This window comes from Actinacidiphila sp. bgisy160, assembly GCF_965342435.1.
Classification (GTDB): domain Bacteria; phylum Actinomycetota; class Actinomycetes; order Streptomycetales; family Streptomycetaceae; genus Actinacidiphila.
Genome location: NZ_CBDRCM010000043.1, coordinates 1 through 24168, shown reverse-complemented (window position 1 = coordinate 24168; position 24168 = coordinate 1). Strand labels below are relative to the sequence as shown.

The 24168-nt window shown below is 74.9% G+C and carries 21 protein-coding genes and 2 pseudogenes; 16 read left to right on the top strand and 7 right to left on the bottom strand.

What is annotated here, in order from left to right:
* The first annotated feature begins 208 nt into the window (after positions 1-208).
* A complete protein-coding gene (locus ACRWNP_RS27405; protein WP_431965888.1) occupies positions 209-2023 on the top strand; it encodes an ABC transporter ATP-binding protein in 1815 nt (604 codons plus the stop codon).
* A 26-nt stretch (positions 2024-2049) separates the two neighbouring features.
* On the opposite strand, the gene ACRWNP_RS27400 is transcribed toward ACRWNP_RS27405, so the two are convergent.
* The gene (locus tag ACRWNP_RS27400; protein ID WP_431965886.1) at positions 2050-2529 is read right to left on the bottom strand and encodes a winged helix-turn-helix transcriptional regulator; all 480 of its coding nucleotides are present in this window, start codon (positions 2527-2529) and stop codon (positions 2050-2052) included.
* A 192-nt stretch (positions 2530-2721) separates the two neighbouring features.
* Between ACRWNP_RS27400 and ACRWNP_RS27395 the strand changes: the two genes are divergently transcribed.
* Together ACRWNP_RS27395 and ACRWNP_RS27390 are read left to right on the top strand one after the other, a co-directional pair.
* A complete protein-coding gene (locus ACRWNP_RS27395) occupies positions 2722-3078 on the top strand; it encodes an MmcQ/YjbR family DNA-binding protein (RefSeq protein WP_431965884.1) in 357 nt (118 codons plus the stop codon).
* A 371-nt stretch (positions 3079-3449) separates the two neighbouring features.
* Positions 3450-4133 carry a RibD family protein gene (locus tag ACRWNP_RS27390; protein WP_431965882.1) on the top strand — a complete coding sequence of 228 codons (684 nt, stop codon included), beginning with the start codon at positions 3450-3452 and terminating at the stop codon, positions 4131-4133.
* A 555-nt stretch (positions 4134-4688) separates the two neighbouring features.
* Here the strand turns inward: ACRWNP_RS27390 and ACRWNP_RS27385 are convergent.
* Positions 4689-5489, bottom strand: a complete 801-nt coding sequence (locus tag ACRWNP_RS27385; RefSeq protein WP_431965880.1) for a CDP-alcohol phosphatidyltransferase family protein — start codon at positions 5487-5489, stop codon at positions 4689-4691.
* 116 nt (positions 5490-5605) lie between these two features.
* On the opposite strand from ACRWNP_RS27385, the gene ACRWNP_RS27380 reads away from it, so the two are divergent.
* The 5 genes and pseudogenes from ACRWNP_RS27380 to ACRWNP_RS27360 form a co-directional block, all read left to right on the top strand.
* Positions 5606-6586, top strand: coding sequence for a dehydrogenase (locus ACRWNP_RS27380; RefSeq protein WP_431965878.1), 981 nt, complete (start codon positions 5606-5608; stop codon positions 6584-6586).
* A 24-nt stretch (positions 6587-6610) separates the two neighbouring features.
* On the top strand, positions 6611-7009 hold the full coding sequence (locus ACRWNP_RS27375; RefSeq protein ID WP_431965876.1) for a 6-pyruvoyl trahydropterin synthase family protein: 399 nt from the start codon (positions 6611-6613) through the stop codon (positions 7007-7009).
* Entirely contained in the window at positions 7006-8130 is a 1125-nt protein-coding gene (locus tag ACRWNP_RS27370) for a glycosyltransferase family 4 protein (protein ID WP_431965874.1), read from the top strand. The genes ACRWNP_RS27375 and ACRWNP_RS27370 overlap by 4 nt, the downstream gene beginning before the upstream one ends.
* On the top strand, positions 8127-8978 hold the full coding sequence (locus ACRWNP_RS27365) for an SAM-dependent methyltransferase (protein WP_431965872.1): 852 nt from the start codon (positions 8127-8129) through the stop codon (positions 8976-8978). The genes ACRWNP_RS27370 and ACRWNP_RS27365 overlap by 4 nt, the downstream gene beginning before the upstream one ends.
* Positions 8975-9805 (top strand): annotated as a pseudogene (locus ACRWNP_RS27360) (lysylphosphatidylglycerol synthase transmembrane domain-containing protein); the annotation flags it as partial. The gene ACRWNP_RS27365 and the pseudogene ACRWNP_RS27360, both read left to right, overlap by 4 nt.
* Positions 9806-9912: 107 nt before the next feature.
* Here the strand turns inward: ACRWNP_RS27360 and ACRWNP_RS27355 are convergent.
* The 3 genes from ACRWNP_RS27355 to ACRWNP_RS27345 form a co-directional block, all read right to left on the bottom strand.
* Complete coding sequence (locus tag ACRWNP_RS27355) at positions 9913-10422, bottom strand: GNAT family N-acetyltransferase (RefSeq protein ID WP_431965870.1); 510 nt, start codon at positions 10420-10422, stop codon at positions 9913-9915.
* 286 nt (positions 10423-10708) lie between these two features.
* Complete coding sequence (locus tag ACRWNP_RS27350) at positions 10709-12160, bottom strand: MDR family MFS transporter (RefSeq protein ID WP_431965868.1); 1452 nt, start codon at positions 12158-12160, stop codon at positions 10709-10711.
* 140 nt (positions 12161-12300) lie between these two features.
* Positions 12301-13077, bottom strand: coding sequence for an enoyl-CoA hydratase-related protein (locus ACRWNP_RS27345; RefSeq protein ID WP_431965866.1), 777 nt, complete (start codon positions 13075-13077; stop codon positions 12301-12303).
* Positions 13078-13216: 139 nt separating this feature from the next.
* Between ACRWNP_RS27345 and ACRWNP_RS27340 the strand changes: the two genes are divergently transcribed.
* Positions 13217-14002, top strand: coding sequence for a tyrosine-protein phosphatase (locus ACRWNP_RS27340; protein ID WP_431965864.1), 786 nt, complete (start codon positions 13217-13219; stop codon positions 14000-14002).
* A 337-nt stretch (positions 14003-14339) separates the two neighbouring features.
* Here ACRWNP_RS27340 and ACRWNP_RS27335 read toward each other — a convergent pair whose 3' ends face one another.
* Entirely contained in the window at positions 14340-15299 is a 960-nt protein-coding gene (locus ACRWNP_RS27335) for a LysR family transcriptional regulator (RefSeq protein ID WP_431965862.1), read from the bottom strand.
* A 117-nt stretch (positions 15300-15416) separates the two neighbouring features.
* Here ACRWNP_RS27335 and ACRWNP_RS27330 point away from each other — a divergent pair, with 117 nt between their 5' ends.
* The 6 genes from ACRWNP_RS27330 to ACRWNP_RS27305 are packed head-to-tail and all read left to right on the top strand — an operon-like array spanning position 15417 to position 22254.
* Positions 15417-16289, top strand: a complete 873-nt coding sequence (locus tag ACRWNP_RS27330) for an FAD binding domain-containing protein (protein ID WP_431965860.1) — start codon at positions 15417-15419, stop codon at positions 16287-16289.
* 1 nt (position 16290) lies between these two features.
* Entirely contained in the window at positions 16291-16812 is a 522-nt protein-coding gene (locus tag ACRWNP_RS27325; RefSeq protein WP_431965858.1) for a (2Fe-2S)-binding protein, read from the top strand.
* Entirely contained in the window at positions 16809-19181 is a 2373-nt protein-coding gene (locus ACRWNP_RS27320) for an aerobic carbon-monoxide dehydrogenase large subunit (protein WP_431965856.1), read from the top strand. Before ACRWNP_RS27325 ends, ACRWNP_RS27320 begins: the two co-directional genes overlap by 4 nt.
* 8 nt (positions 19182-19189) lie before the next feature.
* Entirely contained in the window at positions 19190-20122 is a 933-nt protein-coding gene (locus ACRWNP_RS27315) for an XdhC family protein (protein WP_431965854.1), read from the top strand.
* Positions 20112-21011 (top strand): AAA family ATPase, encoded by a 900-nt coding sequence (locus ACRWNP_RS27310; RefSeq protein ID WP_431965852.1) that lies wholly within the window; start codon positions 20112-20114, stop codon positions 21009-21011. The genes ACRWNP_RS27315 and ACRWNP_RS27310 overlap by 11 nt, the downstream gene beginning before the upstream one ends.
* 34 nt (positions 21012-21045) lie before the next feature.
* Positions 21046-22254 (top strand): vWA domain-containing protein, encoded by a 1209-nt coding sequence (locus tag ACRWNP_RS27305; protein WP_431965850.1) that lies wholly within the window; start codon positions 21046-21048, stop codon positions 22252-22254.
* Positions 22255-22574: 320 nt separating this feature from the next.
* Here ACRWNP_RS27305 and ACRWNP_RS27300 read toward each other — a convergent pair whose 3' ends face one another.
* A complete protein-coding gene (locus ACRWNP_RS27300; RefSeq protein WP_431965848.1) occupies positions 22575-23561 on the bottom strand; it encodes an NAD-dependent epimerase/dehydratase family protein in 987 nt (328 codons plus the stop codon).
* Positions 23562-23781: 220 nt separating this feature from the next.
* On the opposite strand from ACRWNP_RS27300, the pseudogene ACRWNP_RS27295 reads away from it, so the two are divergent.
* A pseudogene (locus tag ACRWNP_RS27295) lies at positions 23782-24168 on the top strand (amidohydrolase); the annotation flags it as partial.

Below are 24168 nucleotides of genomic sequence, written 5' to 3'. Positions count from 1 at the left end.
CGTGCCGCCGGGCCGGAAAACGCTTGGACGCCGCCCAGCCCGTCGCGGGACACTGCCACTTCCGGACCGCCCCTCATCGCACCGCCGGCATCGTCGCGAGCCGCGCGGACCCGCCGGCCCGGACGAAGCGCCGCGCCGGAACGACGGCAGCGGCGGCACCTCCCGGAGAAGGACGCGGCAGCGCGCCGCACGATACCGCAGGGTGGAGATGGGATCGCCTGAATCACACAGGTTCCGCGCGGCCGGGGGCCCGGTGCTCCTGGCACTTCGTCACTACGGAAGGGAACTCGCCCGGCTACGGTGGCTGACACTTCCGGCGATGCTGTCGCCGGCCCTCGGCAACATCGGCATCAACTACGTCGCGCCGCTGGTCGTCGCGAAGCTCGTCGGCGGCTTCGTCGACGGCACCACCCCCGGCCTCGGGGCGACCCTGCCCTACGTCCTGGCCTTCGCCGGCGTGCTGCTGCTCGCGGAGACGCTGTGGCGGATCGGCCTGCACTGCCTCAACCGCCTCGACGCCCTCGGCATCGAGCACCTGTACGTGGTCGGCATGGACGAGCTGTTCGCCAAGGACGCCTCGTTCTTCCACGACAACTTCGCCGGGTCGCTCACCAAGCGGGTGCTGAGCTTCGCCTCGCGCTTCGAGGAGTTCGTCGACACGCTGACCTTCAACGTCCTGGGCAGCTTCGTACCGCTGCTGTTCGGGTCGGTGGTGCTCTGGGCCTACGAACCACTGCTGGTCGTCGGCCTCCTGGTGATGATCGCGGTGACCGCGCTGTGCGTGGCGCCCCTCATCCGCCGGCGTCAGGCGCTCGTCCGCCAGCGCGAGGAGGCGATCGCCCGGGTCTCCGGGCACGTCGCCGACAGCCTGATGAACATGGACACCGTCCGGGCGTTCGCCGCCGAGGAACGCGAGGCCGCCGAGCACCGCTCACGCGTCGCCGAGTCGCGCAGGCTCACGCTCAAGTCGTGGGACTACGGCAACCTGCGCATCGACACCCTGGTCGCACCGCTGTCCGTGCTGACCAACGCGCTCGGCCTGCTGCTCGCGGTCACGCTCGGCGCTGGCACGCACGGCGTGGAGGCGGTCGTGGTGGCCTTCACCTACTACTCCAACGCGACGCGGATCATGTTCGAGTTCAACCAGATCTACCGCCGTCTGGAGAGCTCGATGACGGAGGCCGCGCAGTTCACCGAACTGCTGCTGAAGCCGCCGACCGTGCTCGACCCGCCCGCGCCGGAGCCGCTGCGGTCCCGGGGCGCCGACATCCGCTTCGAGCACGTGACCTTCGCCCACGGAGGCGCGCAGCCGCTCTTCGAGGAGCTCGAGCTGACCGTGCCCAGCGGGGCCCGGATCGGTCTCGTCGGCCGGTCCGGCGGCGGCAAGACCACGCTCACCCGGCTGCTGCTGCGGATGAACGACATCGACGGCGGCCGGATCCTGATCGGCGGGCAGGACATCAGCCGGCTGCGCCAGGCCGACCTGCGCAGCCTTATCTCCTACGTCCCGCAGGACCCGGCGATGTTCCACCGCTCGCTGCGGGACAACATCGCCTTCGCCCGGCCGGACGCCACCGAGAGCGAGATCCGCCGTGCGGCCCGGGCGGCCCACGTCACGGAGTTCGCGGACGCGCTGCCGGACGGTTTCGACACCATGGTCGGCGAGCGCGGGGTCAAGCTCTCCGGCGGACAACGGCAACGGGTCGCGCTCGCCAGGGCGATCCTGCGCGACGCTCCGATCCTGCTGCTGGACGAGGCGACCAGCGCCCTGGACTCGGAGAGCGAGATCCTCGTCCAGGAGGCGCTGTGGCGGCTGATGGACGGGAGGACGGCGCTGGTGGTGGCGCACCGGCTGAGCACGGTCGCCGGCATGGACCGGCTGGTCGTCCTGGACCGCGGGCGCATCATCGAGCAGGGCACGCATCAGGAGCTGCTCACGGAGGACGGCGCCTACGCCAGGCTGTGGCAGCACCAGTCCGGGGGCTTCCTGGACGACACCGCCGAGCGGGCCGGTCTGCACTGAACCGGGCCGCCCGGCCGCCCCACCGGTCAGGCCGCCCCGGTGGGCTGTGCCACCGCGATGGACACGTCGGTGCCCGGCACCTCGTGGCCGTCGTCGGTGAGGAAGGCGACGTGGACGGCCTCGCCGGTCGAGCGGGTCCGGCGGCGCGCGGAGGGGCCGGAGGGGCGCGGCCGGTGCCGGTCGCCCCACTGCTGGAGGGAGGCCATGACGAGGTCGAGCTCGCGGCCGGCCTCGGTCAGGTGGTAGCTCTGCCGCGGCCTGCTGCCCGGCTCCTGGTACGTGCGCGTGCACAGCACCCCGGCCTCGACGAGCAGCTTGAGCCGGGTGCTGAGGAGATTGGGCGCGATGCCGAGCGACGTCTGGATCTCGGCGAAGCGGTGCCGTCCGGCGAAGATCTCGCGCAGCACCAGCAGGGACCAGCGCTCACCGAGGATCTGCAGGCTCCGCTCGATGGAGCAGGCCGGCTCGTCCTCCTCGGGGCCCGACACGTGCCGTCCGGTCGCCACGGGTCTCCTCACCTCCTGCCCGATGCTGTTTCCGTGCCGCCCCGCCCCGCCAGGTCGCGCGGCCGCGCGAGGGCGGAACGACAGTGTACACCTAGGTTTCCTCTTGCTACTCAGCCCCGGGCCGGAGGGCGCCCGCCCACGGACAGGGGACGCGTCGCGGCCGTTGTCGGAGGCGATGGCTACGGTGTTCGCATGCCCGATTCCGAAGACGTCCGCCGCATCGCCCTCTCGCTGCCCGAGACGGTGGAGAAGGAGGCCTGGAGCATGCCCACGTTCCGGGTCGCCGGGAAGATGTACCTCACGCTGCCCGACGACGAGACGTCCTTCGCGGTGCGGTGCCCCATGCACGAGCGCGGCGAGCTGATCGCGGCCGAGCCGGGGAAGTTCTGGGTCCCGCCGCACGAGGCCGGATCGAACTGGGTGCGGGTGCGGCTGGCCGCCCTGGACGACATGGACGAGCTCCGTGACATCGTCACCGACTCCTGGCGGCAGGCCGCGCCGCCGCGGCTCACCGAGGCGGCGGGCCCGGCAGCGGGAGCCGGCGCGTGACGAACCCGGCCGTGTCCCCGCCCCTCAGGACCGACTTCACCTTCACCGGCCGGATCGAGCAGACCGCCGCCGCGGCTGCCCGTGCCGAGGCGCATGGCGCGGACGGCGTGCTGGTCAACGAGATGCGCCACGACGCCTTCCTTCAGTGGCCCTCGCCGCGGGCGCCACCCGGCGGGCGGACGTCTCCCTCTCCCAGGACGCCGACGACGCCCTCGCACTCGACGTGCTCGCCGGGGTGCGGGACTGACCGGCCCACTTCGCGGCTGACCAGGCCGCACGATGATCGGCGGACCCTACATCGATCCGGAGACTTCCGTGCGACTTACGGAACCTTCACATCCGCGAACGTTCTCGTGCGGCAATGTGTCCCCATGAGATCGCGCCCGTACGTACTGCTGTCCGTGGCCTCCTCGCTGGACGGATGCCTGGACGACACGAGCACGACCCGGCTGCTGCTCTCCAACGAGGAGGACTTCGACCGGATCGACGAGGTCCGCTCCGGGATGGACGCCATCCTCGTCGGCGCCAACACCATACGGGCCGACGACCCGCGGCTCCTGGTGTGCGGCGCTGAGCGCCGCGAACGGCGCGTCCGCGCCGGGCTGCCGCCGACCCCGCTGAAGGTCACGGTCACCGAGAGCGGGAAACTGGACCCCGGCGCCCGGTTCTTCACCACCGGGGAGTGCGAGAAGGTGGTCTACACGACCTCCGGCGTGGGCGACCGCGTTCGCGAACGCCTGGGCGGCCTCTGTACCGTCGTCGAGGCGGGCGACCCGCTGGACCTCCGGATCCTGTTGGCCGACCTCGCGCGGCGCGGTGTCGAACGGCTCATGGTCGAGGGCGGGGGAGTCGTCCACACCATGTTCCTCAGCGCCGGGCTCGTCGACGAACTCCACCTGGTGTACGCGCCGTTCTTCGTCGGCCAGGCCGACGCGCCGCGCATGGTGAACCCCGCGGTCTTCCCCCAGGGCCCCGAGCACCGGATGACACTCGCGGAGACCCGCCAGATCGGCGACGTGGTGCTGCTGCGCTACCTGCCCCACCAGGGCGCCTGACCAGGCTCCACGGCCGATGCTCCCGGCCCTGCGGCCTGTGCTCCGTGCGGTCCGCGGGCTCCTTGACGGCGGGTGACCTCGGGGCGATCCCCGTACCGGCTGCGTGAAGTCGGCCGGCCGTCGGCGGGTCCGAGTGCCGGACGGACCAGAGGAGCCACGGCCACATGCGCGGGCCCGGCGTACGGGCGCGCTGCGATGTGCTGTGCTGTTCTGTTCTGTTCTGTGCTCCGTCGGCCGTCGGCCGTCGGCCGGCCCGACATGACGGCATGAAGGCCATGAGTGGGACGGGTGGCTGCTCTCGCCGGCCTGGTGTCCCGGGGCGATGCGGTGCGCTCTTCCTGGCCCGTCAGACCGGGATTCCGGCCGCTGGTGGCACCTGCGGGGAGCCCGAACTCGCCGCGCCAGGAGCTGTGGCCGCCGGGTGGTGCCGCGCTGAGCCGGGGCGGCCCTCGCGAGGCCCGCGGCGGCAAGGCCGTGAAGCGGCGCGCCGTTGCCGGCCGGCCGGGCCGGGCCCCGGCAGCGGAAGTCGCTGCCGGGGCCCTGACACGTACCGGGTCAGGCGGAACGGCCGTCCGCGGACGCGGAGACCAGATCGCGGGTCTCCGCGGATGCCCCCGCCGCCTTAGGGAAGACCGCGGCGGACCGCGGGGCCGGCCGGTGCCGCCACAGCCACAGCACGTCGCGGCCGAACGACCACACCAGCGAGGCCAGCGCGAGCACCGTCAGGGCCGCGGAGACCCCCGCGGGCACGAGCCCCGAGCAGGCCACGAGCAGGACGACGCCCTGCGTGGCCGCCACCGTCTTGCGCGCGAAGCTCGGCGGCAGCGGCGAGTCGAGCCACGGCAGCACCCACGCCGCCGCCACGAAGGCGTAGCGCATGGCACCGATCAGCAGCACCCACGGGCCCAGAGTCAGGGCGAGCCGCGCGCTCAGCACCAGGATCAGGAAGGCGTCGACCTCCATGTCGAAGCGCGCGCCCAGGGCGGACGCCGTGCCCGTGCGCCGCGCGACCTTCCCGTCCACCGCGTCGAGCGCCAGCGCCACCGCGGTCAGCCCGGTCAGCAGCGGCTCGCCGTGCGCGACGCCGCCCGCCACCATCGCCGTCACGCCGCCCACGAGCACCGCCCGGGCCAGGGTGACGTGGTCGGCCGGGCCCAGCGAGCGGCGTCCCGCCCGCCGCAGGCCCGCGGCCAGCAGCGCCCAGGTGCCCGCCGCGAAGACGGTCCCGGCCAGCCAGCCCACGGTGTCCAGGCCCACGGTGGCCCACAGCGCGGCCAGCAGCGCCAGCTGGGCTGCCGCCGCCCTGGCCTGCTCGCGGCCCGCGGTACCACCACGGAACTCGGATCCAACGGTCATCACGGTCATGAGACGTCCCCGCTTGTCGCCTGTGCGGCACAGCCGCGTACGGTACGGGCCCGGCACCACCCGGATGGCGGGTGCTCGTTGCCCGCCATGGAGTACGGAGGAAATCGGTGGAGCGTTCGGCGCGTGCGTTCTGGCTTCGTGAACCAGGCGAGGGCGAAATCAGGCAGGCCCCCCTGCCGGAACCGGGCCCGGGGGAGGTGCTGGTGCGGACCCTGTACTCCGGGGTGAGCCGTGGCACCGAGACCCTGGTCTTCCGGGGCGGGGTGCCCGTGAGCCAGCGCCAGGCGATGCGGGCGCCGTTCCAGGACGGCGAGTTCCCGGGACCGGTCAAGTACGGCTACCTCAACGTGGGCGTGGTCGAGCAGGGGCCGTCCGAGCTGCTCGGCCGCACCGTCTTCTGCCTCTACCCGCACCAGACCCGGTACGTCGTACCGGCCGCCGCCGTGACGCCCGTGCCCGACGACGTCCCCGCGGGGCGTGCGGTACTGGCGGGCACCGTCGAGACCGCGGTCAACGCGGTCTGGGACGCGGCCCCGCAGATCGGGGACCGGATCGCCGTGGTCGGCGCCGGCATGGTCGGCTGCAGCGTCGCCGCCGTCCTCGCGGGCGTCCCGGGCGCGCGGGTGCAGCTCGTCGACGTCGACCCCTCCCGCGCCGCCGTCGCCGAGGCTCTGCGCGTCGGCTTCGCCCACCCCGACGCGGCCGAGGGCGGCTGCGATCTGGTCGTCCACGCCAGCGCCACCGAGGCGGGGCTCGCCCGCTGTCTGGAACTGCTGGAGCCGGAGGGCACCGTAGTGGAGCTGAGCTGGTACGGCGACCGGCGGGTCAGCCTGCCGCTGGGCGAGGCCTTCCACTCCCGGCGCCTGGTCGTGCGCAGCAGCCAGGTCGGCACCGTCTCACCCTCGCGCCGCACCCGGCGTACCTACCCGGACCGGATGGCACTGGCCCTGCGCCTGCTCGCCGACCCGGTCTACGACGCCCTCGTCACCGGCGAGAGCGACTTCGAGGAACTGCCCCTGCTGATGAAGGAGATCGCAGGCGGTGAACGTTCCGTGCTCTGTCACCGTATTGCCTACCGTCCCGGTTAGGCCGTTGGGGAAGGTTGTCCTCGCGTGTTCAGTATCACCGTCCGCGACCACGTCATGGTCGCCCACAGCTTCCGCGGCGAGGTCTTCGGACCCGCGCAGCGGTTGCACGGCGCGACGTTCCTGGTGGACGCCACGTTCCGCCGCCCGGAGCTCGACGCCGACAACATCGTCGTCGACATCGGCCTGGCCACCCAGGAGCTGGGCGTGGTGCTCGCCGCGCTCAACTACCGCAACCTCGACGACGATCCGGACTTCTCCGGGATCAACACCTCCACCGAGTTCCTGGCGAAGGTCATTGCCGACCGGCTCGCCGACCGCGTGGCCGCGGGCAAGCTCGGCGCGGGCGCGCACGGCCTGACCGGCATCACCGTCACGTTGCACGAGTCGCACGTCGCCTGGGCGAGCTACGAGCGTTCTCTGTGAGGACGCCCGCGCGCTCGACCGCCCCCGCTCCGGCGGGGGCGGACCCCGCGTACGTCGTCCTCCCGGGCGACGTCGACGACACCGCCGCGCCCAGCGGCGGCAACGTCTACGACCGCCGCCTGATCCAGACCCTGGCGGCGGCGGGCCGTCCGCTGCGGGAACTTCCGGTGCGGGGCGCGTGGCCGCGTCCGGACACCGTCGCCCGGCAGCACCTGGCCAGGGCGCTCACGGCGGTGCCGGACGGCGCCGCCGTCCTGCTCGACGGGCTCGTGGCCTGCGGCGTCCCCGAGATCGTCGTACCGCACACGCGCCGGCTGCGCACCGCTGTCCTGGTGCACCTTCCGCTGGCCGACGAGACGGGCCTCGACCCCGCGGACGCCGCGGAACTGGACGCCCTGGAGCGCGAGACCCTGCGGGCGGCCGCCGCGGTCGTCGCCACCAGTCCCTGGGCCGCCCGGCGCGTCGCCGAGCGGCACGCGCTGCCCGCCGGCCGGGTCCACGTCGTCACCCCGGGCACCGATCCCGCGCCGCTCGCGCCCGGCACGGAGGCCGGCACGCGCCTGCTGTGCGTCGCCTCGCTGACCCCGCGCAAGGGCCACGACCTGCTGGCCGGGGCGCTCGCCGCCGTCGCCGACCTGCCCTGGACCTGCCGCTGCGTGGGCCCGCTCGGCCGTGACCCCGGACACCTCGCACGCGTACGCGAACTGATCGGCCGGCACGGCCTCGACGACCGGGTGGACCTCACCGGCCCGCTCACGGGTGAGCCCCTCGCGGCGGAGTACGCCGCCGCCGACCTGCTCGTCCTGCCGTCCCGCGCCGAGACCTTCGGCATGGTCGTCACCGAGGCCCTGATGCGCGGCACACCCGTCCTGGCCACCGCCGCCGGGGGAGTGCCCGACGCGCTCGGCCTGGCACCGGACGGCACACCGCCCGGCCTCCTCGTCCCCCCGGACGACAGCGGCGAACTCGCCGCGGCGCTCCGCCGCTGGCTCGACGACGCCGGCCTGCGCGGCCGGCTGCGGACGGCGGCCGGCCGGCGGCGCGAGACGCTGCACGGCTGGGAGCACACCGCGCGGCACATGGACACGGTGCTGGAACTGCTGCGGGAGGGAACCCGATGACCACGTCCGACACCGCCCCCTTCACACCGCGCTGGCTCGCGCTGCGCGAGGACGCCGACGCCGCGGCCCGCGCCGCGGACCTGCTGGGCCCGCTCCGCGAGCACTTCGCGGGTGTGCCCCGAGGCACCGGCCCGCTGGTCGTCCGCGACCTCGGCTGCGGCACCGGGTCCATGGGCCGCTGGCTCAGCGGACGGCTGCCCGGACCTCAGCACTGGATCCTCCACGACCACGACGCCGCCCTGCTCGCCCTCGCCGCGGCGAGCCTGGCCGGCCGCACCGCGGGCGGCAGCCCCGTCACCGCCGAAACCCGCGAGGGCGACCTCACCCGGCTCACCGCCGCCGACCTCGCCGGGACCTCGCTCGTCACCGGCTCCGCGCTGCTGGACCTGCTCACCGCCGACGAGATCGACGCCCTCGCCGCCACCTGCGCCGCCGCCGCGGTGCCCGTGCTCTTCGGTCTCTCCGTGGTCGGCGAGATCGAACTCGGGCCCGCCGACCCCCTCGACGCGGACATCACCGCCGCCTTCAACGCGCACCAGCGGCGCACCGCCGGCGGCCGCGCACTGCTCGGACCCGACGCCCTCGACGCCGCCACCCGGGCGTTCACCTGGTACGGCGCCACCGTCACGACCCGTGCCAGCCCCTGGAGGCTGGGCGCGGACCAGGCCGCGCTCACCGCCGAGTGGCTGCGCGGCTGGGTCGGCGCCGCGGTCGAGCAGGAACCCGCCTTGGCCGCCCCCGCGCGGGCCTATCTGCACCGCCGCCTCGAGGACTGCGCGGCCGGGCGGCTGACCGCCGTCGTCGGTCACGGCGACCTGCTCGCCCTGCCCGGAGGTGCGGCCCGGTGAGGCAACGACTGTGGGCCTGGCTGCGGTTGCTGATCGGCGCGGGCATCCTCGCCGCCCTCGTGTGGCGGCTCGGCACCGGCGCCTTCGTCGACGGCCTGCGGGTCGTCGACGGCCCCGCCGTCCTGGCCGCTCTCGCGATCGGCCTGCTGACCACCGTGACGAGCGCCTGGCGCTGGTGCCTGGTCGCCCGCCGGCTCGGCCTGCGGCTCCCGCTGGCCCGGGCCGTGTCCGACTACTACCGGGCGCTGCTGCTCAACGCGGTGCTCCCGGCCGGCGTCCTCGGCGACGTCGACCGGGCCGTACGCCACGGCAAGAACTCCGGCGACGTCGGCCGCGGCGTGCGCGCGGTCGTCCTGGAGAGGGCCGGCGGCCAGGTCGTCGTCCTCGTGCTCGGCGGGGCCGTCCTGCTCACCCGGCCCGCCCTGGTCACGGCCATCGCCGGGGACCTCGTGCCCGGCCGGGCCGCCGCCGAGGTGACGGCCGGTGTGCTGGTGGCCGTCGTGGCGCTCGGCGGATGGCTGCTGTGGCGGCGCGGCGCCAAGGGCCGGCAGGCGCTGGCCACCGGGCTTGCCGACCTCCGCGGCGGACTGCTCGCCCGCGGCACCTGGCCGGGTGTGGTCGCGCTCTCCGCGGCGGGACTCGTCGGCCACATCGCCCTGTTCGTGGTCGCGGCCCGCGTCGCGGGCTCGTCGGCGCCGGTCACCGCGCTCGTGCCGCCGCTCGTCCTGGCCCTGCTCGTGATGGGACTGCCCGTCAACATCGGCGGCTGGGGCCCGCGGGAGGCCGCCGCGACGCTCGCCTTCGGCGCGGCCGGGCTGGGCGCCACGCAGGGCCTGGCGACCGCCGTCGTGTACGGGGTGCTGACCCTCGTCTCCAGCCTCCCCGGGATCGTCGTGCTCGCCCTCCCCGGCCTGCGCGCGCTCGCCGCCCGCTTTCAGCGCGCGGAGGGCGGCGGCGTCCCGTCGCCCAGCTCGCGGACGAACCGGAGCCCGGGGCGGCCGTCGAGCTCGACCGTGCCCGCCGAGACGAACCCCGTGCGGGTCAGCACCGTGCGCGAGCCCGCGTTGTCCAGCGTGGTGACCGCCCACAGCGTCGTCAGCCCGTACTCCCCGGCGGCCAGGGCGCACACCTCGTGAACCGCGGCCGTGGCGAGCCCGCGCCCGGCCGCGCTCTCGGCGATCCGGTACCCCAGCTCCGCCGACCCCTCCGCCACGTCCACCACGTTGACCCGGCCCAGCACCTCGCCGCCCGCGCCGACCAGCACATGGAAGTGGCAGAACCCGGCGTCCTGCTCGGCGAGCAACGCGTGGTGCCGCGCGTCGAAGTGCGCGAACCAGTCGTCGCCCCGGTCCGGTATCGACGCGGCGAAGTAGGCCCGGTTCGCCACCTCGAACTCCAGGAGCGCGGTGGCGTGGTCGGCACGGAGACGTTCGAGGCGAGGCATGATCCGATGCTAGGCCCTGCGCGGCGCGTGCCCGGACGTGCCGCTGACGCGGCGGATGCGCCGCCGTGCCCCGGCACGGGCGGTGGCGTTTCCGGGCACGCGGCACCGGACCGCCCGGCACGCGGAGCAGGAGGACGCCGGCTCCTGGCCGGATGTGATGCTGAGCCGGCCGCCGCCCGCTCCACGCCGGCGTCCGGCCCGACGCCTGACCGGCTGTCATACGCGGCACATCCACGTCTCGGTGGTCTGCCCGCCCCGGACGGCCGCCCGCCCGGCCGCCCCAGGGTCAGGAGGCCGGCGAGGCGGCGGCGTCGGGTCGGGCGGGGCGGCCCGCGCGGGGGGTCTCGACGCCGAGGGCGTCCTTGTCGGAGACGAAGAGCGCGGCGACCGCGGAGATCAGGGCCAGGCCCGTGCAGAGCACGAAGCCGGCGTGGTACGCGCCCAGATTGGCCTTGGTGGCGCCGCCCGCCGCCACGGCGGTGGTCCCGACCGCGGTGAGCAGCGTGGCGATGAGCGCGGTCCCGAAGGCGCCGCCCAGTTGCCGCTGCATGTTGAACACGGTCGCCGCCCGCCCGGTCGAGGGGGCGGGGATCGTGGCGAAAGCGGCGTTCTGCGCCGACATCATCACGTGCCCGATGCAGTAGCCCAGGACGAAGAGCACCCCGCGCAGCACCCACGGCGAGGTGGCCGTCGTGAACCCGGTCATCACCGCCACGCAGACGCCCATGCCCGCCGAACCGCCCACCATGAGCCACCGCGGCCCGATCCGCCGGTACAGGCGCGGGGCGATCTGCGCGGCGGCCATCACGCCCACGGCCTCCGGCCAGGTGGCCAGCCCGCTCTCGAAGGCGTTGAAGCCCAGCGCCTCCTGCAGGAACATCGGGTACAGCCACACCGTGCCGAGGAACACCGCGCTGAGCGGGAACATCACCACGGTGTTCGCGCGGAACAACCGGTCCCGGAAGAGCTCCAGGTCCAGCATCGGCATGGCGATCCGCCGTTCCACCAGCACCATCGCGCCGAGCGCCGCGATCCCCACGAGCAGCGGCACGAGGATGCCCGTGCTGCCCCAGCCGTCCTTGGCGCCGTTGGTCAGCGCGTACAGCGCCAGCGACAGCCCGCCGCCGGCCAGGACGAAACCGAGGAGGTCGAAACGCCCGGGGCGCTCCAGCCGGTAGTCCGGCAGGAAGAGCAGACCGAAGACCACGGCCGCGGTGCCGACGGGCAGGTTGACCAGGAACACCCAGTGCCAGGACACGGCGTCGCACAGCCAGCCGCCCAGCACCGGGCCCACGGCCGGGGCGATCGCGGTCGGCACCATCAACGCGCGCTGCGCCTTGATCCGTTCCGCCGGCGGGTAGGCCCGGAAGAGCATGGTCTGGCCGACCGGGACGAGCAGACCTCCGCCGGCACCCTGCAGGATCCGGTACAGCGTGAGCTGTTCGAGACTGGTCGACATCGCGCACAGCGCCGACGCCCCGGTGAAGGCGACCAGCGCGGCGAGGAACACCTTGCGGGTGCCGTACCGGTCGGCGAGCCAGCCGGCGACGGGGATGAAGACCGCCAGGCTGACCAGGTAGCCGATGTTGACACCGCCCAGACCGGAGGCCGGTACGCCGAAGTCCTCGCCGATGGCCGGTACGGCGACGTTGACGATGGTGGTGTCCATGATCGCCATGAACAGCGCGGCGACGAACACCACGGCGACCGCGGTGGTCGGCGGAATCCTGCGTGCCAAAAGGAAGCTCCTCGCTCGGGGCGCCTTCTGCGCGGCGGACCGCCCGGACGACACCGGTCACGGCTTCCAGATAAGCCCGGCCCCCGGTGTGGCGCACGCCGGAGTCACCCGGGTGCGTGTATCCGCCGGTTACCGGGGTGTCAGCGGCCGGTCCAGCGGGGCGGTCGCCTGTCGAGGAAGGCGGCGACGCCCTCGTGCCGGTCCTCGGAGTCCATCACGGTGCGGGTCGCCTCCTCGGTGGCCCGCCAGCCGAGTCCGTCCGAGCCGGACAGCCACGCGTCCATCGCCACCAGGCTCGCCCGGACCGCGACCGGGGCGTTCTCGCAGACCCGCGCGGCGAGTTCGAGCGCGCCCGCCAGCGCCCCGCCCTCCGGGACGATCCGGTTGACCAGCCCCGCGGCGTGCGCCCGCGCGGCGTCGACGGGGTCGCCGGTCAGCACCATCTCCCTGGCCAGGTTGACGGGTAGGGCGCGCGGGCCGCGGAACAGCCCCGCGCACGTGGGCACCAGGCCGAGCCGGACCTCCGGCAGCCCGAAGCGGGCGGTCGCCGCGGCCACCACCAGGTCGCAGGCGAGCACGAGTTCCATCCCGCCGCCCAGGGCGGCGCCCTCCACGGCGGCGACCAGCGGCTTGCGCCGGTGACGGCGGATCAGCCCGTACTCGCCGCCGCGCTCGGTGACGTAGTCGCCGATGGCGTTCAGGTCGCTGCCCGCGCTGAAGACCCCGCCGGAGCCGGTGAGCACCCCCGCCCACAGCTCCGGGTCGTCCTCCAGGGTGTTGAACGCCGCGTCGAGCGCGTCGGCCAACTGCCGGTCCACCGCGTTGCGCTTGTGCGCGCGGCACATCCGGATCACCAGGACGCGGCCGTGCCGCTCCGTGCGCACCAGCGGCTCCACGAGGGGCTCGGACTGGGCCATGGCGGGCACCTCCGGTCGTGGTCGTCCGTGTCCGGGGCCTCCCCGGGGTCAGCCGACGATATCCCCGCGCCCGTGGTCGCCGGTGGACCGGGGCGGCCGCGCACGGCACGATGGCCAGGGGCTGCACGAGGAGGGCGCCTTGGAGGCGACGCAGGACGGATCCACCGGTGAGACGCCGCGCTGGCTCGAACTCGCGGAGGTCGACAACATCCGCGACCTGGGCGGCCTGCCGGTGCGCGGCGGGGGCACGACCCGGCGCGGCGTGGTGTTCCGGGCCGGCACCCTCCAGGAGGCCACGGCGGACGACGTCGAACTCCTCCTCGGCCGGTACGGGCTGCGCACCGTCCTCGACCTGCGCGGCCCCGACGAGGCCGCCCGCGAGGGCCACGGCCTGCTGGCGGACACCGCCGTGCGCAGGATGAACCTGCCGGTCAGCCGGGTACGGGCGCTGGTCACCGACACCGTTGCGGTGACGACCGCGGACGACGGTGACGCGACCGGCTTCTATCTCGGGCTGCTCGACGGGAGCGGCGAGTCCCTGGTCGCCGCGGCGCGCGTCGTCGCCGACACCGACCAGCACGCCGTTGTCTTCCACTGCGCCGTCGGCAAGGACCGCACCGGCGTCCTCGCGGCCCTCCTGCTCGACGCCGTGGACGTGCCCGCCGCCGCCATCGCCGCCGACTACGCGCTCACCGCCCAGCGCGTCGTCCGCATCCGCGCCCGCCTGACCCGCCTCCCCTCGTACCGCGACCTGCCCGCCGTGGAGCACGCCTTCATGGCCTCGGAGCCCCGCGTCATGCACCGCTTCCTGGACACCCTCCACACCGACCACGGCGGCGCGGCCGCCTGGCTGCGGGACCGCGGCCTGACGGCGGCCGAACTCGCCCGCCTGAGGGAGGTCCTGGTCATCCCGGCCCCGCGCTGACCGCTGTCGCTCGTGCGGGCGCGACCCGGCCCCGGGATGCCGCGGTCCGGGCCGGTGGCGGCGAACGCGTCGCCGGGGCGGAGCGGTGCGGGTCCGGCAGGGGCCGAGCGCGGCCGTGCCCCCGGGGCAGGGCCTATGCCCGGGGCTTGCCGTCCCAGCGCCACGACGTGGGACGAGGGTGTCCGGGCAGGGCCTCGCGCTCCGGGCGGCCGTCCGCCGCTTCGGCCGATGTGCGCCGCGGAGAGCGGTGGCGGACCGGGCTGCCGGGACCGGCCCGATGAGGGAGGGGAGCACCGCGCCCTGGGCCGGGCCGGTCCGCGCCGCATGCCGGTGCGGGTCAGGCGGTGGGCCAGAGCGTGACGTGGACCGCGGGGTGGGAGCGGGAGGGGGCGACGCCCGTGCCGGGGGCGCGCATGACGCGCGTGGCGGCGGCCGTGTGGACGAAGTGGAGGAAGACGTCCGTCGCGGGGGAGCGGAAGCCGGGGGGCAGGACGGTGGCGTACCAGGTGGCGTCCACCGGGGTGGCCGGGGTGTCGAGCAGGCGCAGTTCGTCGCGGCGCAGGCGCGGGCTGACCAGGTGGGCCGTCGCGGGGGCCACGCCCGCGCCCTCCGCGGCGGCGGCCCAGGCCGCGGTCTGGTGCGGGAAGACCCGGACGCGGGCCTCGGGCACCCGCAGCCTGCGCAGCAGGCGTCCCGCGTCGGCGCCCGGGTCGGTGCCGGAGGGGTCGACCAGCCACGTCCACCGGGACGGCGGCCCCGCGGGCCGGGGCGACCGGGTACCGGTCACCGCGACCAGCAGGGCGCGGAAGACGGGCTCGCCGATCAGCCCTCCGCCGCCCACCGAGCCCAGGTCCGGGCCGAGCGCCACGTCGGCCAGACGGTGCTCCACCAGCGCCCGCATCCCGCTCGTCGTGGCGACCCCGAAGGACGTGTCGATACGGCCGCCCGTCCGCTCGGCGAAGGCCTCCGTCAGCGAGGGCAGCACGAACTCCGCGAGTGTGCCCGCGGCCACCACGCGCAGCTCGTCGGGCTCGCCCTGCGCCGCCCGCACGGCGGCCTCCGCGTCCGCGCCCAGCGCGACCATGCGCGAGGCGACGGGGAGCAGCCGCGCGCCCGCCGGGGTGAGTCGCATCCCGCCGCCCGGCGCACGGCGGATCAGGGGGTCGCCGAAGTGCGCGCGCAGTGCGCCCAGGGACTGCGACACAGCGGACTCGCTCACGTTCAGCGTCCGCGCGGCGGCGGTGACCGAACCGAGCCGGGCCACCAGCACGAAGGTGCTGAGCTGCGTCACGGTCACCCCTCGATTTTCCCGCTTTCGCCCCGATAAGTGAAGGCTTATCGGCCCATTGCCCGCCCCCGCGGGCAGGCGCAGCATCGGCCCCACAGGGGGCCACGTCCGGACCCAGGAGGGCGTATGCAGGTTCCGGCCACCTTCCAGTACGCGCGCGCGACCGGCGTCGACCACGCCATCGAGCTGCTCACCCGGTACGGGCCCGAGGCCCGCGTGGTGGCGGGCGGGCACAGTCTGCTGCCGATGATGAAGTTGCGGCTCGCCCAGCCGGAGGCGCTGATCGACATCAACGGCCTCGACGAGCTGACGCGCATCCGCGTGGACGGCGGTGAACTCGCCGTCGGCGCCATGGTCCGGCACGCCGACCTGCTGGCCTCTGCCGTGGTCGGCGAGCACTTCCCCGTCCTCCGCGACGCGGAGCGGATGATCGCCGACCCGCTGGTGCGCAACCGCGGCACCGTCGGCGGCTCGCTCTGCCAGGCCGATCCGTCCGAGGACCTGTCCGCCGCGTTCTGCGCGCTGCGCGCGACCCTCGTCGCCCAGGGGCCGGGCGGGCGACGGGCCGTGCCGGTCCGGGAGTTCTTCCTCGGCCCGTACGAGACCGTGCTCGGCGAGGCTGAGTTGCTGCTGGAGATCCGGGTGCCGATCCGCTCGCACGCCAGCGCCTACCGCAAGGTGGAGCGCCGGGCCGGAGACTGGGCGGTCGCCGCGGCGGCCGCGGTGCTGGAACTCTCCGCGGGAGTGGTCGCCGAGGCGGGCATCGGGCTGACTGCGGTCGGCGCGCCCCGCTTCGTCGCGGAGGAGGCCGAGCGACACCTGCGCGGCGGGCCGCCCGGCGAGGAGCGGTTCACCGAGGCGGGCCGGATCGCGGGGGAGGAGTGCCGGCCCTCCGCCGACCAGCGCGGCCCCGTCGACTACAAGCGGCACCTCGCCGCCGAGCTCACCGTGCGGGCGCTGCGCGCCGCGGCCGCCCGCGCCCAGGGGCAGGAGGCCTGACATGCAGATCACGGTCACCGTGAACGGCGAGCGCCACACCCGGGACGTCGAACCCCGGCTGCTGCTCGTGCACTTCCTCCGCGACGAGCTGGGCCTCACCGGCACGCACTGGGGCTGCGACACCTCCAACTGCGGGGTCTGCGCGGTCTGGCTGGACGGCACGCCCGTCAAGTCCTGCACTGTGCTCGCGGTGATGGCCGACGGCCACGAGGTGCGGACCGTCGAGGGCCTCGCCGAAGGATCGGAACTCGACCCCGTCCAGCAGGGGTTCGTCGCCTGCCACGGACTGCAGTGCGGCTTCTGCACCCCCGGCATGATGATGACCGCCCGCTGGCTGCTCGACCACGACCCGGACCCCTCCGAGGAGGACATCCGCGAGGCCATCTCCGGACAGATGTGCCGCTGCACCGGCTACGAGAACATCGTGCGCTCCATCCGCTGGGCCGCCGAGCACGGCGGCACCGCGCGCCCCGCCGAGGAGACGGCGCGGGGGGCGCCCGGCCGCGAGGAGGTGCGGACATGACCACCACCGCGGGACGGCCGGTCGGCTTCGGGCGGATGACCCGCAAGGAGGACGCCCGCTTCGTGCGCGGCCACGGCACCTATGTCGACGACGTGCGACTGCCCGGCATGCTGTACGGCGCGGTGCTGCGCAGTCCGCTGGCGCACGCGCGGATCGTGTCCGTCGACACCTCCGCCGCCGAGGCGCATCCCAAGGTGAAGGCCGTCATCACCGGGCAGACCCTGGCCGGGCTCGGGCTGGCGTGGATGCCCACGATCTCGTACGACACCCAGGCGGTGCTGGCCACCGACAAGGTGCGCTTCCAGGGGCAGGAGGTCGCCTTCGTCGTCGCCGAGGACCGCTACGCGGCCCGCGACGCCCTGGAGCTCATCGACGTCGAGTACGACCCGCTGCCGCCCGTCGTCGACGCCCGCAGGGCGCTCGACCCCGACGCGCCGCTGATCCGCGACGACAAGGAGGACCAGACCGGCAACCGCGTCTTCGACTGGTCCGCGGGCGACCGCGAGCGCACCGACGAGGCGTTCGCCCGCGCCGACGTCGTCGTCACACAGGACATGCTCTACCCCCGGGTGCACCCCGCCCCGCTGGAGACCTGCGGCACCGTCGCCGACATGGACGCCGTCACCGGCAAGCTCACCGTGTGGTCCACCACCCAGGCCCCGCACGCGCACCGTACCCTGTACGCGATGGTGGCCGGCATCCCCGAGCACAAGATCCGCATCATCTCGCCGGACATCGGCGGCGGCTTCGGCAACAAGGTCGGCATCTACCCCGGGTACGTGTGCGCGGTCGTCGGCTCCATCGTCACCGGCAAGCCCGTCAAGTGGGTGGAGGACCGCTCGGAGAACCTGATGAGCACCTCCTTCGCCCGCGACTACCACATGCACGGAGAGATCGCGGCGACCGCGGACGGGCGGATCCTGGCCCTGCGCGTCAAGGTCCTCGCCGACCACGGCGCCTTCAACGCCACCGCCCAGCCCACCCACTTCCCCGCCGGTTTCTTCGGGGTCTTCACCGGCTCGTACGACATCGAGGCCGCGCACTGCGAGGTCACCGGCGTCTACACCAACAAGGCGCCGGGCGGCGTCGCCTACGCCTGCTCCTTCCGCGTCACCGAGGCCGTCTACCTCGTGGAGCGCATGGTCGACGTGCTCGCCGCCGAACTCGGCACCGACCCGGCGGAACTGCGGATGCGCAACCTGCTGCGGCCCGAGCAGTTCCCTTACCGGAACACGACCGGCTGGGAGTACGACTCCGGCGACTACCCGCGGGCCCTGCGGCTCGCGATGGACCTGGCGCACTACGAGGAGCTGCGCCGCGAGCAGGCGGAGCGGCGCGAACGCGGCGAACTCATGGGCATCGGGCTCTCGTTCTTCACCGAGGCCGTCGGCGCGGGCCCGCGCAGGCACATGGACATCCTGGGCCTGGGCATGGCCGACGGCGCGGAACTGCGCGTCCACCCCACCGGCAAGGCGGTGCTGCGGATCTCCGTGCAGACGCAGGGCCAGGGCCACGAGACGACGTTCGCGCAGATCGTCGCCGAGGAACTGGGCATCCCTCCCGAGGACATCGAGGTCGTGCACGGCGACACCGACCAGACGCCCTTCGGCCTCGGCACCTACGGCTCCCGCTCCACCCCCGTGTCCGGCGCGGCGGCCGCGCTGGTGGCCCGCAAGGTCCGCGAGCGGGCCCGGCTGGTCGCCTCGGCGATGCTCGAGGTCAGCCCGGACGACCTGGAGTGGGAGAAGGGCCGCTGGTTCGTCACCGGCGACCCCGACCAGGGCCGCACGATGGCCGAGATCGCGTTCGCCGCGCACTCCACCCTCGAACTGCCGGAGGGCGTGGAGGGCCACCTCGACGCGACCTGCGTCTACAACCCGCCCAATCTCACCTTCCCGTTCGGCGCCTACATCTGCGTCGCCGACGTCGACGCCGGCACCGGGCAGGTCAAGGTGCGCCGCTTCGTCGCCGTCGACGACTGCGGCACCCGCATCAACCCGATGATCGTCGAAGGACAGGTGCACGGCGGGCTCGCCGACGGGCTCGGCATGGCGCTCATGCAGGTGATCGCGTTCGACGAGGACGGCAACTGCCTCGGCGGGTCCTTCATGGACTACCTGCTGCCCACCTCCGTCGAGTGCCCCTCCTGGGAGCTCGGCGAGACCGTCACCCCCTCCCCGCACCACCCGATCGGCGCCAAAGGCGTCGGCGAGTCCGCCACCGTGGGCTCGCCCGCCGCCGTCGTCAACGCCGTCGTCGACGCACTGCGGCCGCTCGGGGTACGCCACATCGACATGCCCCTGACCCCGGCGGCGGTCTGGCGGGCCGCGCGGGGACAGCCGCTCCGCAGCGACCTGGCGATCACCTGAGGCACCCGATGACGAGCACCGAACTGCTGCACCGAGCGGACGAACTGCGGCACGGCCGCACCCCGTTCGTCCTCGCCACGGTCGTCCGCGCGCAGCGCCCGACCAGCGCCAGGCCCGGCGACAGCGCCCTGGTGCTGCCCGACGGCACCGTGGAGGGCTTCGTCGGCGGCGTCTGCGCCGAGTCGACCGTGCAGCTGCAGGGGCTGCGCCTGCTGGAGACCGGGGAGTCGGTGCTGCTGCGGATCACCCCCGGCGGCGCGGAGACGGGCGCCCAGGACGAGGGCCTGGTGACCGTCGGCAACCCGTGCCAGTCCGGCGGGACCCTCGACATCTTCCTGGAGGCCCACCTGCCGCCCCTGCTGGTGCACGTCCAGGGCCACGCGCCCATCGCCCGCGCCCTGCTCGACGTCGGCCGGGCGCTCGGCTACGACGCCCGGCCCGCGGAACCCGGGACACCACTGCCCGACGACCTGGACGCCGTCGTGATCGCCTCGCACGGCCGGGACGAGGAGGCCACGCTGGCCGGGGCGGTGCGCGCGGGGGTCCCGTACGTCGGACTCGTCGCCAGTCCCCGGCGCGGCGCGGCCGTCCTGGCCGGGCTCGGGCTGACACCGCGGGAGCGGGCCCGCGTCCACACCCCGGCGGGGCTGGACATCGGCGCCCGCACCCCGGCGGAGATCGCCGTGTCGGTGTACGCCGAGGTCATCGCGGTGCGGCCACGGCCGGCCGCCCCTCCCGCCGCCCGACCCGCCGCCCCGGACACCGCGGCGCCCGGGCCGCCCGTCGCGGAGGCCGTCGACCCGGTGTGCGGCATGGCGGTCGCCGTCACCCCCGGCACCGTCGCACTGACCGGACAAGGCGGCGGCAGCGTCTACTTCTGCGGCCCCGGCTGCCGGCACGCCTACACCGACGACCCCGCCCGCTACGCGCATGCCTCCTGACCCCGACGCCCTCGTCCCCGACGTCCCCGCCCTGCGCGCGCGGCTCGACGCCGCCGACTACCTCGCCGACGACGCGCTCGCCACGGCCCTGCTGCTGGCCGTCCGCATGCGCCAGCCGATCCTGCTGGAGGGCGAACCGGGCGTCGGCAAGACGGAGGCGGCCCGCGCACTGGCCACCGTCCTCGACACGCCGTTGATCCGGCTCCAGTGCTACGAGGGGCTGTCCGCCGCCGAGGCACTCTACGAGTGGAACTACCCGCGCCAGCTGCTCGCGATCCGGCTGGCCGAGTCCCGCGGCGAACCGCTGCGCGACGCCGACCTGTTCACGGAGGACTTCCTGATGCCCAGGCCCCTGCTCGCCGCGATCACGCACCCGGGGCCGCGACCGGCCGTCCTGCTCATCGACGAGGTGGACCGCGCCGACGACGAGTTCGAGGCCTTCCTGCTGGAGCTGCTCGCCGACGCCGCCGTCACCGTCCCCGAACTCGGCACGCGCACCGCGACGGTGCCGCCCGTCGCCGTCCTGACCTCCAACCGCACCCGCGACCTGCACGACGCGCTGAAGCGGCGCTGCCTCTACCACTGGATCGAGTACCCGGACACCGAGCGCGTCGCCGCCGTCATCCGGCGGCGCGTGCCCGGGGCGGGGGAGTGGCTGGCGTCCCGGGTCGCGGGGGCCGTGGACCGGTTGCGCGCCGATCAGCGGCTCACCAAGCCGCCCGGCATCGCCGAGGCCGTCAACTGGGCCGCCGCGATGCGGGCGCTGGGCCTCACCTCGTTCGACGCGAACGCGGCCGACCGGACCCTTGGCGCGGTCCTCAAGTACGCCGAGGACCTCGCGGCGGTCCGGGCCGGGGGCCTCGCGCACCTGGTGGACAGCGATGCGTGAGCGTGGAGGCCAGGCAAGTAATGCGAGGGTCGAGATGCCCTCGGCACCGGGGCTGGCCGAGGTGGTGGCCGCGTTGGGCGAGTCCCTGCGGCGGGCGGGGATACCGGTGGGCCCGGACAGGGCGGGGCGGTTCGCCCGTGCGGTGACCGCACTGGGGCCTGCGACGACGCGGGAGTTGCGGCACTGCGCGCTGGCGACGCTGGTGTCGGACCCGGAGCAGATCACGCTGTTCGACGCGGTGTTCCGGGAGGTGTTCGGCGGCGAGGCCCCCGCGCACGCGGTCGCGCGGGGGCAGCGGGGCGACCCGCCGCGGTCGCCCGCCGGCGCCGGGCGTACCGCGCCGAGGGGCGGTGCCGCCGGGCGCGCGCAGGATGCCCGCGGGCGGTCGCGCGAGGTGGAGACGCCGACCATCGCCAGCCCCACCGACCGGCTCGCCACCCGGGACTTCGCGGAGCTGTCCGAGGACGAACTCGTCCTTCTGGCACGGGCGATGCGCGCGATCGTGCTCAACACCCCTCTCCGCCCCTCGCGCAGGCGCCGCGCCGCCCGGCACGGTGAGCGCGTCGACCTGCGCCGTACGCTCGCCGCCGGGCGCCGCACGGGCGGACACCCTCTGCGGCTGCGCCGCTTCGTGCCGCGGACCCGGCGCCGTGACCTGGTCGTCCTCTGCGACATCTCGGGGTCGATGGAGCCGTACGCCCGGGCCATGCTGCAGTTGCTCTACTGCGCGTCGCGCGGCGCGCGGGCCGAGGTCTTCACGTTCGCCACCCGGCTCACCCGGCTGACCTCCGTCCTGCGGCGGCCCGGTCTGCCCTCGGACGCGCTGGCGCGTGCCGGGCGTACGGCGCCGGACTGGTCGGGGGGCACGCGGATCGCCAGGTGCCTGGGGGAGTTCAACGAGCGGTACGGACGCCGCGGCATGGCCCGCGGTGCCGTCGTGGTGATCGTCTCGGACGGCTGGGACACCGGCGACCCCGCGCTCCTCGCCCGGCACATGGCCGCGCTCGCGCGGGTAGCCTTCCGTGTCGTGTGGGTCAACCCCCGTACGGCCAGTCCCCGTTACCGTCCGCTCGTGGGCGGCATGGCCGCGGCGTTGCCGTACTGCGACACCGTCGTCAGCGCCCACGACCTGGCCGCCCTGGACGATTTCGCCGCCGCGTTGTCCGCGCCGGGGCGCCGCCGCGCCGGTGCGAAGCAGGGCACGGCGGGTTCCGTCGCGTCCGCGGGGGATCGCTCGTCCTGATTCCGTCCTCCCGGCAAGGCCCGGCAGCGGCCCACGAGGTTCGCCGAACGGGGTTGTGCGGCGCTCGCCTTCGGCCACCGCGGCCGGTTGGCAGGCGAGGGTGCGCCGCGCCGGTACGAGGACGCGACCGCCGGGGTCGACGACCTGCGGGAGGCCGGCAGTTTCCCGACGACGCGGCCCGAGGCCGGCCCCGGCCGCACCGCGGTGTGCAAGGCCTGTCTCGGCGGCATCCACGCCACGCGGTTCACCGCGTTCGGCCCCCGGGCCAAGCGTCAGGAGCTCACCCTGGCGGCCGACTCCCACCTCCCGCCGGCCGCGTCTCAGCCGCCCAGCGCCTTGGCCTCCTTCTCGGGGGCGAGGCCGACCACGGGGCGGTCGGGGCGCTGGGGTGCCGTGCCGCCGACGGAGCGCAGCCATTGCCAGGTGTCGGCGACGGTCTCGGTGACGGGGCGGCAGCGCAGGCCGGTGGCCAGGGCGCGGGAGACGTCGGCGGTGTGGAGCGTGTCGTAGAGCTCGCCCGGCGGGAGCCAGACGGGCAGTTCGGTCCAGGGTTCGATGCCCGCGGCCAGGACGGTCTCCGGGTCGGTCCAGCGCAGTTCGGCGTCGGAGCCGGTCACCGCGGCGCAGGTGGCCAGGAGTTCGCCGGTGGTGGTGTGCCCGGGTGGGCTGACGAGGTTGTAGGCGCCGCCGAGGCCGGATTCGGCGGCGTCCAGGACCCATGCGGCGAGGTCGCGGGCGTCGACGTACTGCAGGGGCAGGTCGTGGGGGCCGGGGGCGAGGACGGGGCCGCCGCGGGCGATGCGGTTGAGCCACCAGGGCAGGCGGCCGATGTTCTCGTGGGGGCCCAGGATCAGGCCCGCGCGCACCAGCAGGGCGCCGTCGCCGAAGGACTCGGCCGCGGCCAGTTCCCCGCCGCGTTTGGCGCGGGCGTAGTCGACGTCGGGTCCGTCGCCGGGGGAGGCGTCCACCACGGGTCCGTCCTCGTCGAGTCCGGCGGCGGCGGGGTAGGTGTAGACGGAACGGCTGGAGATGTAGGCGTAGGTCCGGGCACGGCCGGCCAGGAGGCGGGCGGTCTCCCGTACGGCGGCAGGCGCGCCGGACCAGGTGTCGACGACGGCGTCCCACCGGCCGTGTCCGAGGGCGGCCAGGCCGCCCTCGGTGCCGCGTTCCCCGAGCAGCTCGGTGGTGCCGGGCGGCGCCTGGTGGCGGCCGCGGTGGAAGACCGTGACCTCCCAGCCCCGTTCGAGCGCGTCCTCGACGACGGCGCGTCCCACGAACTCCGTACCACCCAGTGTCAGCAGCTTCATACCGGCCACTGTGCCCGGTGGCGCGGCCGGGCGGCACCGATCACGCTGTGGGCGCAATCGCGCGGCCAGGCGGTGAGCACCGCCGCCGAGTGGACCGCCGCGATGCCCGGCACCACCTCGACCGTCTGCACGTCGTCGTCGCCCCCGACGTCGCCGCCCGCTTCCCCGCACCGGGCGCCATCGCCGACGTTCAGGCGCCGTTGGCCGCACAGTGCCGCGCATGGACGAGCTCACGCTGCCTTTCCCCGGCCCCGAACGGGCCGCCCGGCAGTACCGGTTCGGCGACCTGTCGCGCTGTGGCGCCATGCCCGCCGCCGGCAGCGGCCGGCCGGTCAGCAGCCCCGGCCGGTTCCAGGCCCCGCACGCCGCGGTCAACCGCCGCACCCCGGACGCCCCGGAGGGCGTCCCGTGTCCCTGCCGGAGGAGGGCCTGGGTGAACCACCTCGACGACGCCGGCACGTTCACCCCGGGCGGGCTCGGCGACCTCGTCGTCCTCGACCGGGATCCCTTCGCCGGGCCGCCCGCGGAGACGCCGCCACCCGGGTGCCACAGACCCTTCGGCGGCGAGCGGGTGGCCGCGGGGCCCCGGACGCGCGACCGCCCCGGT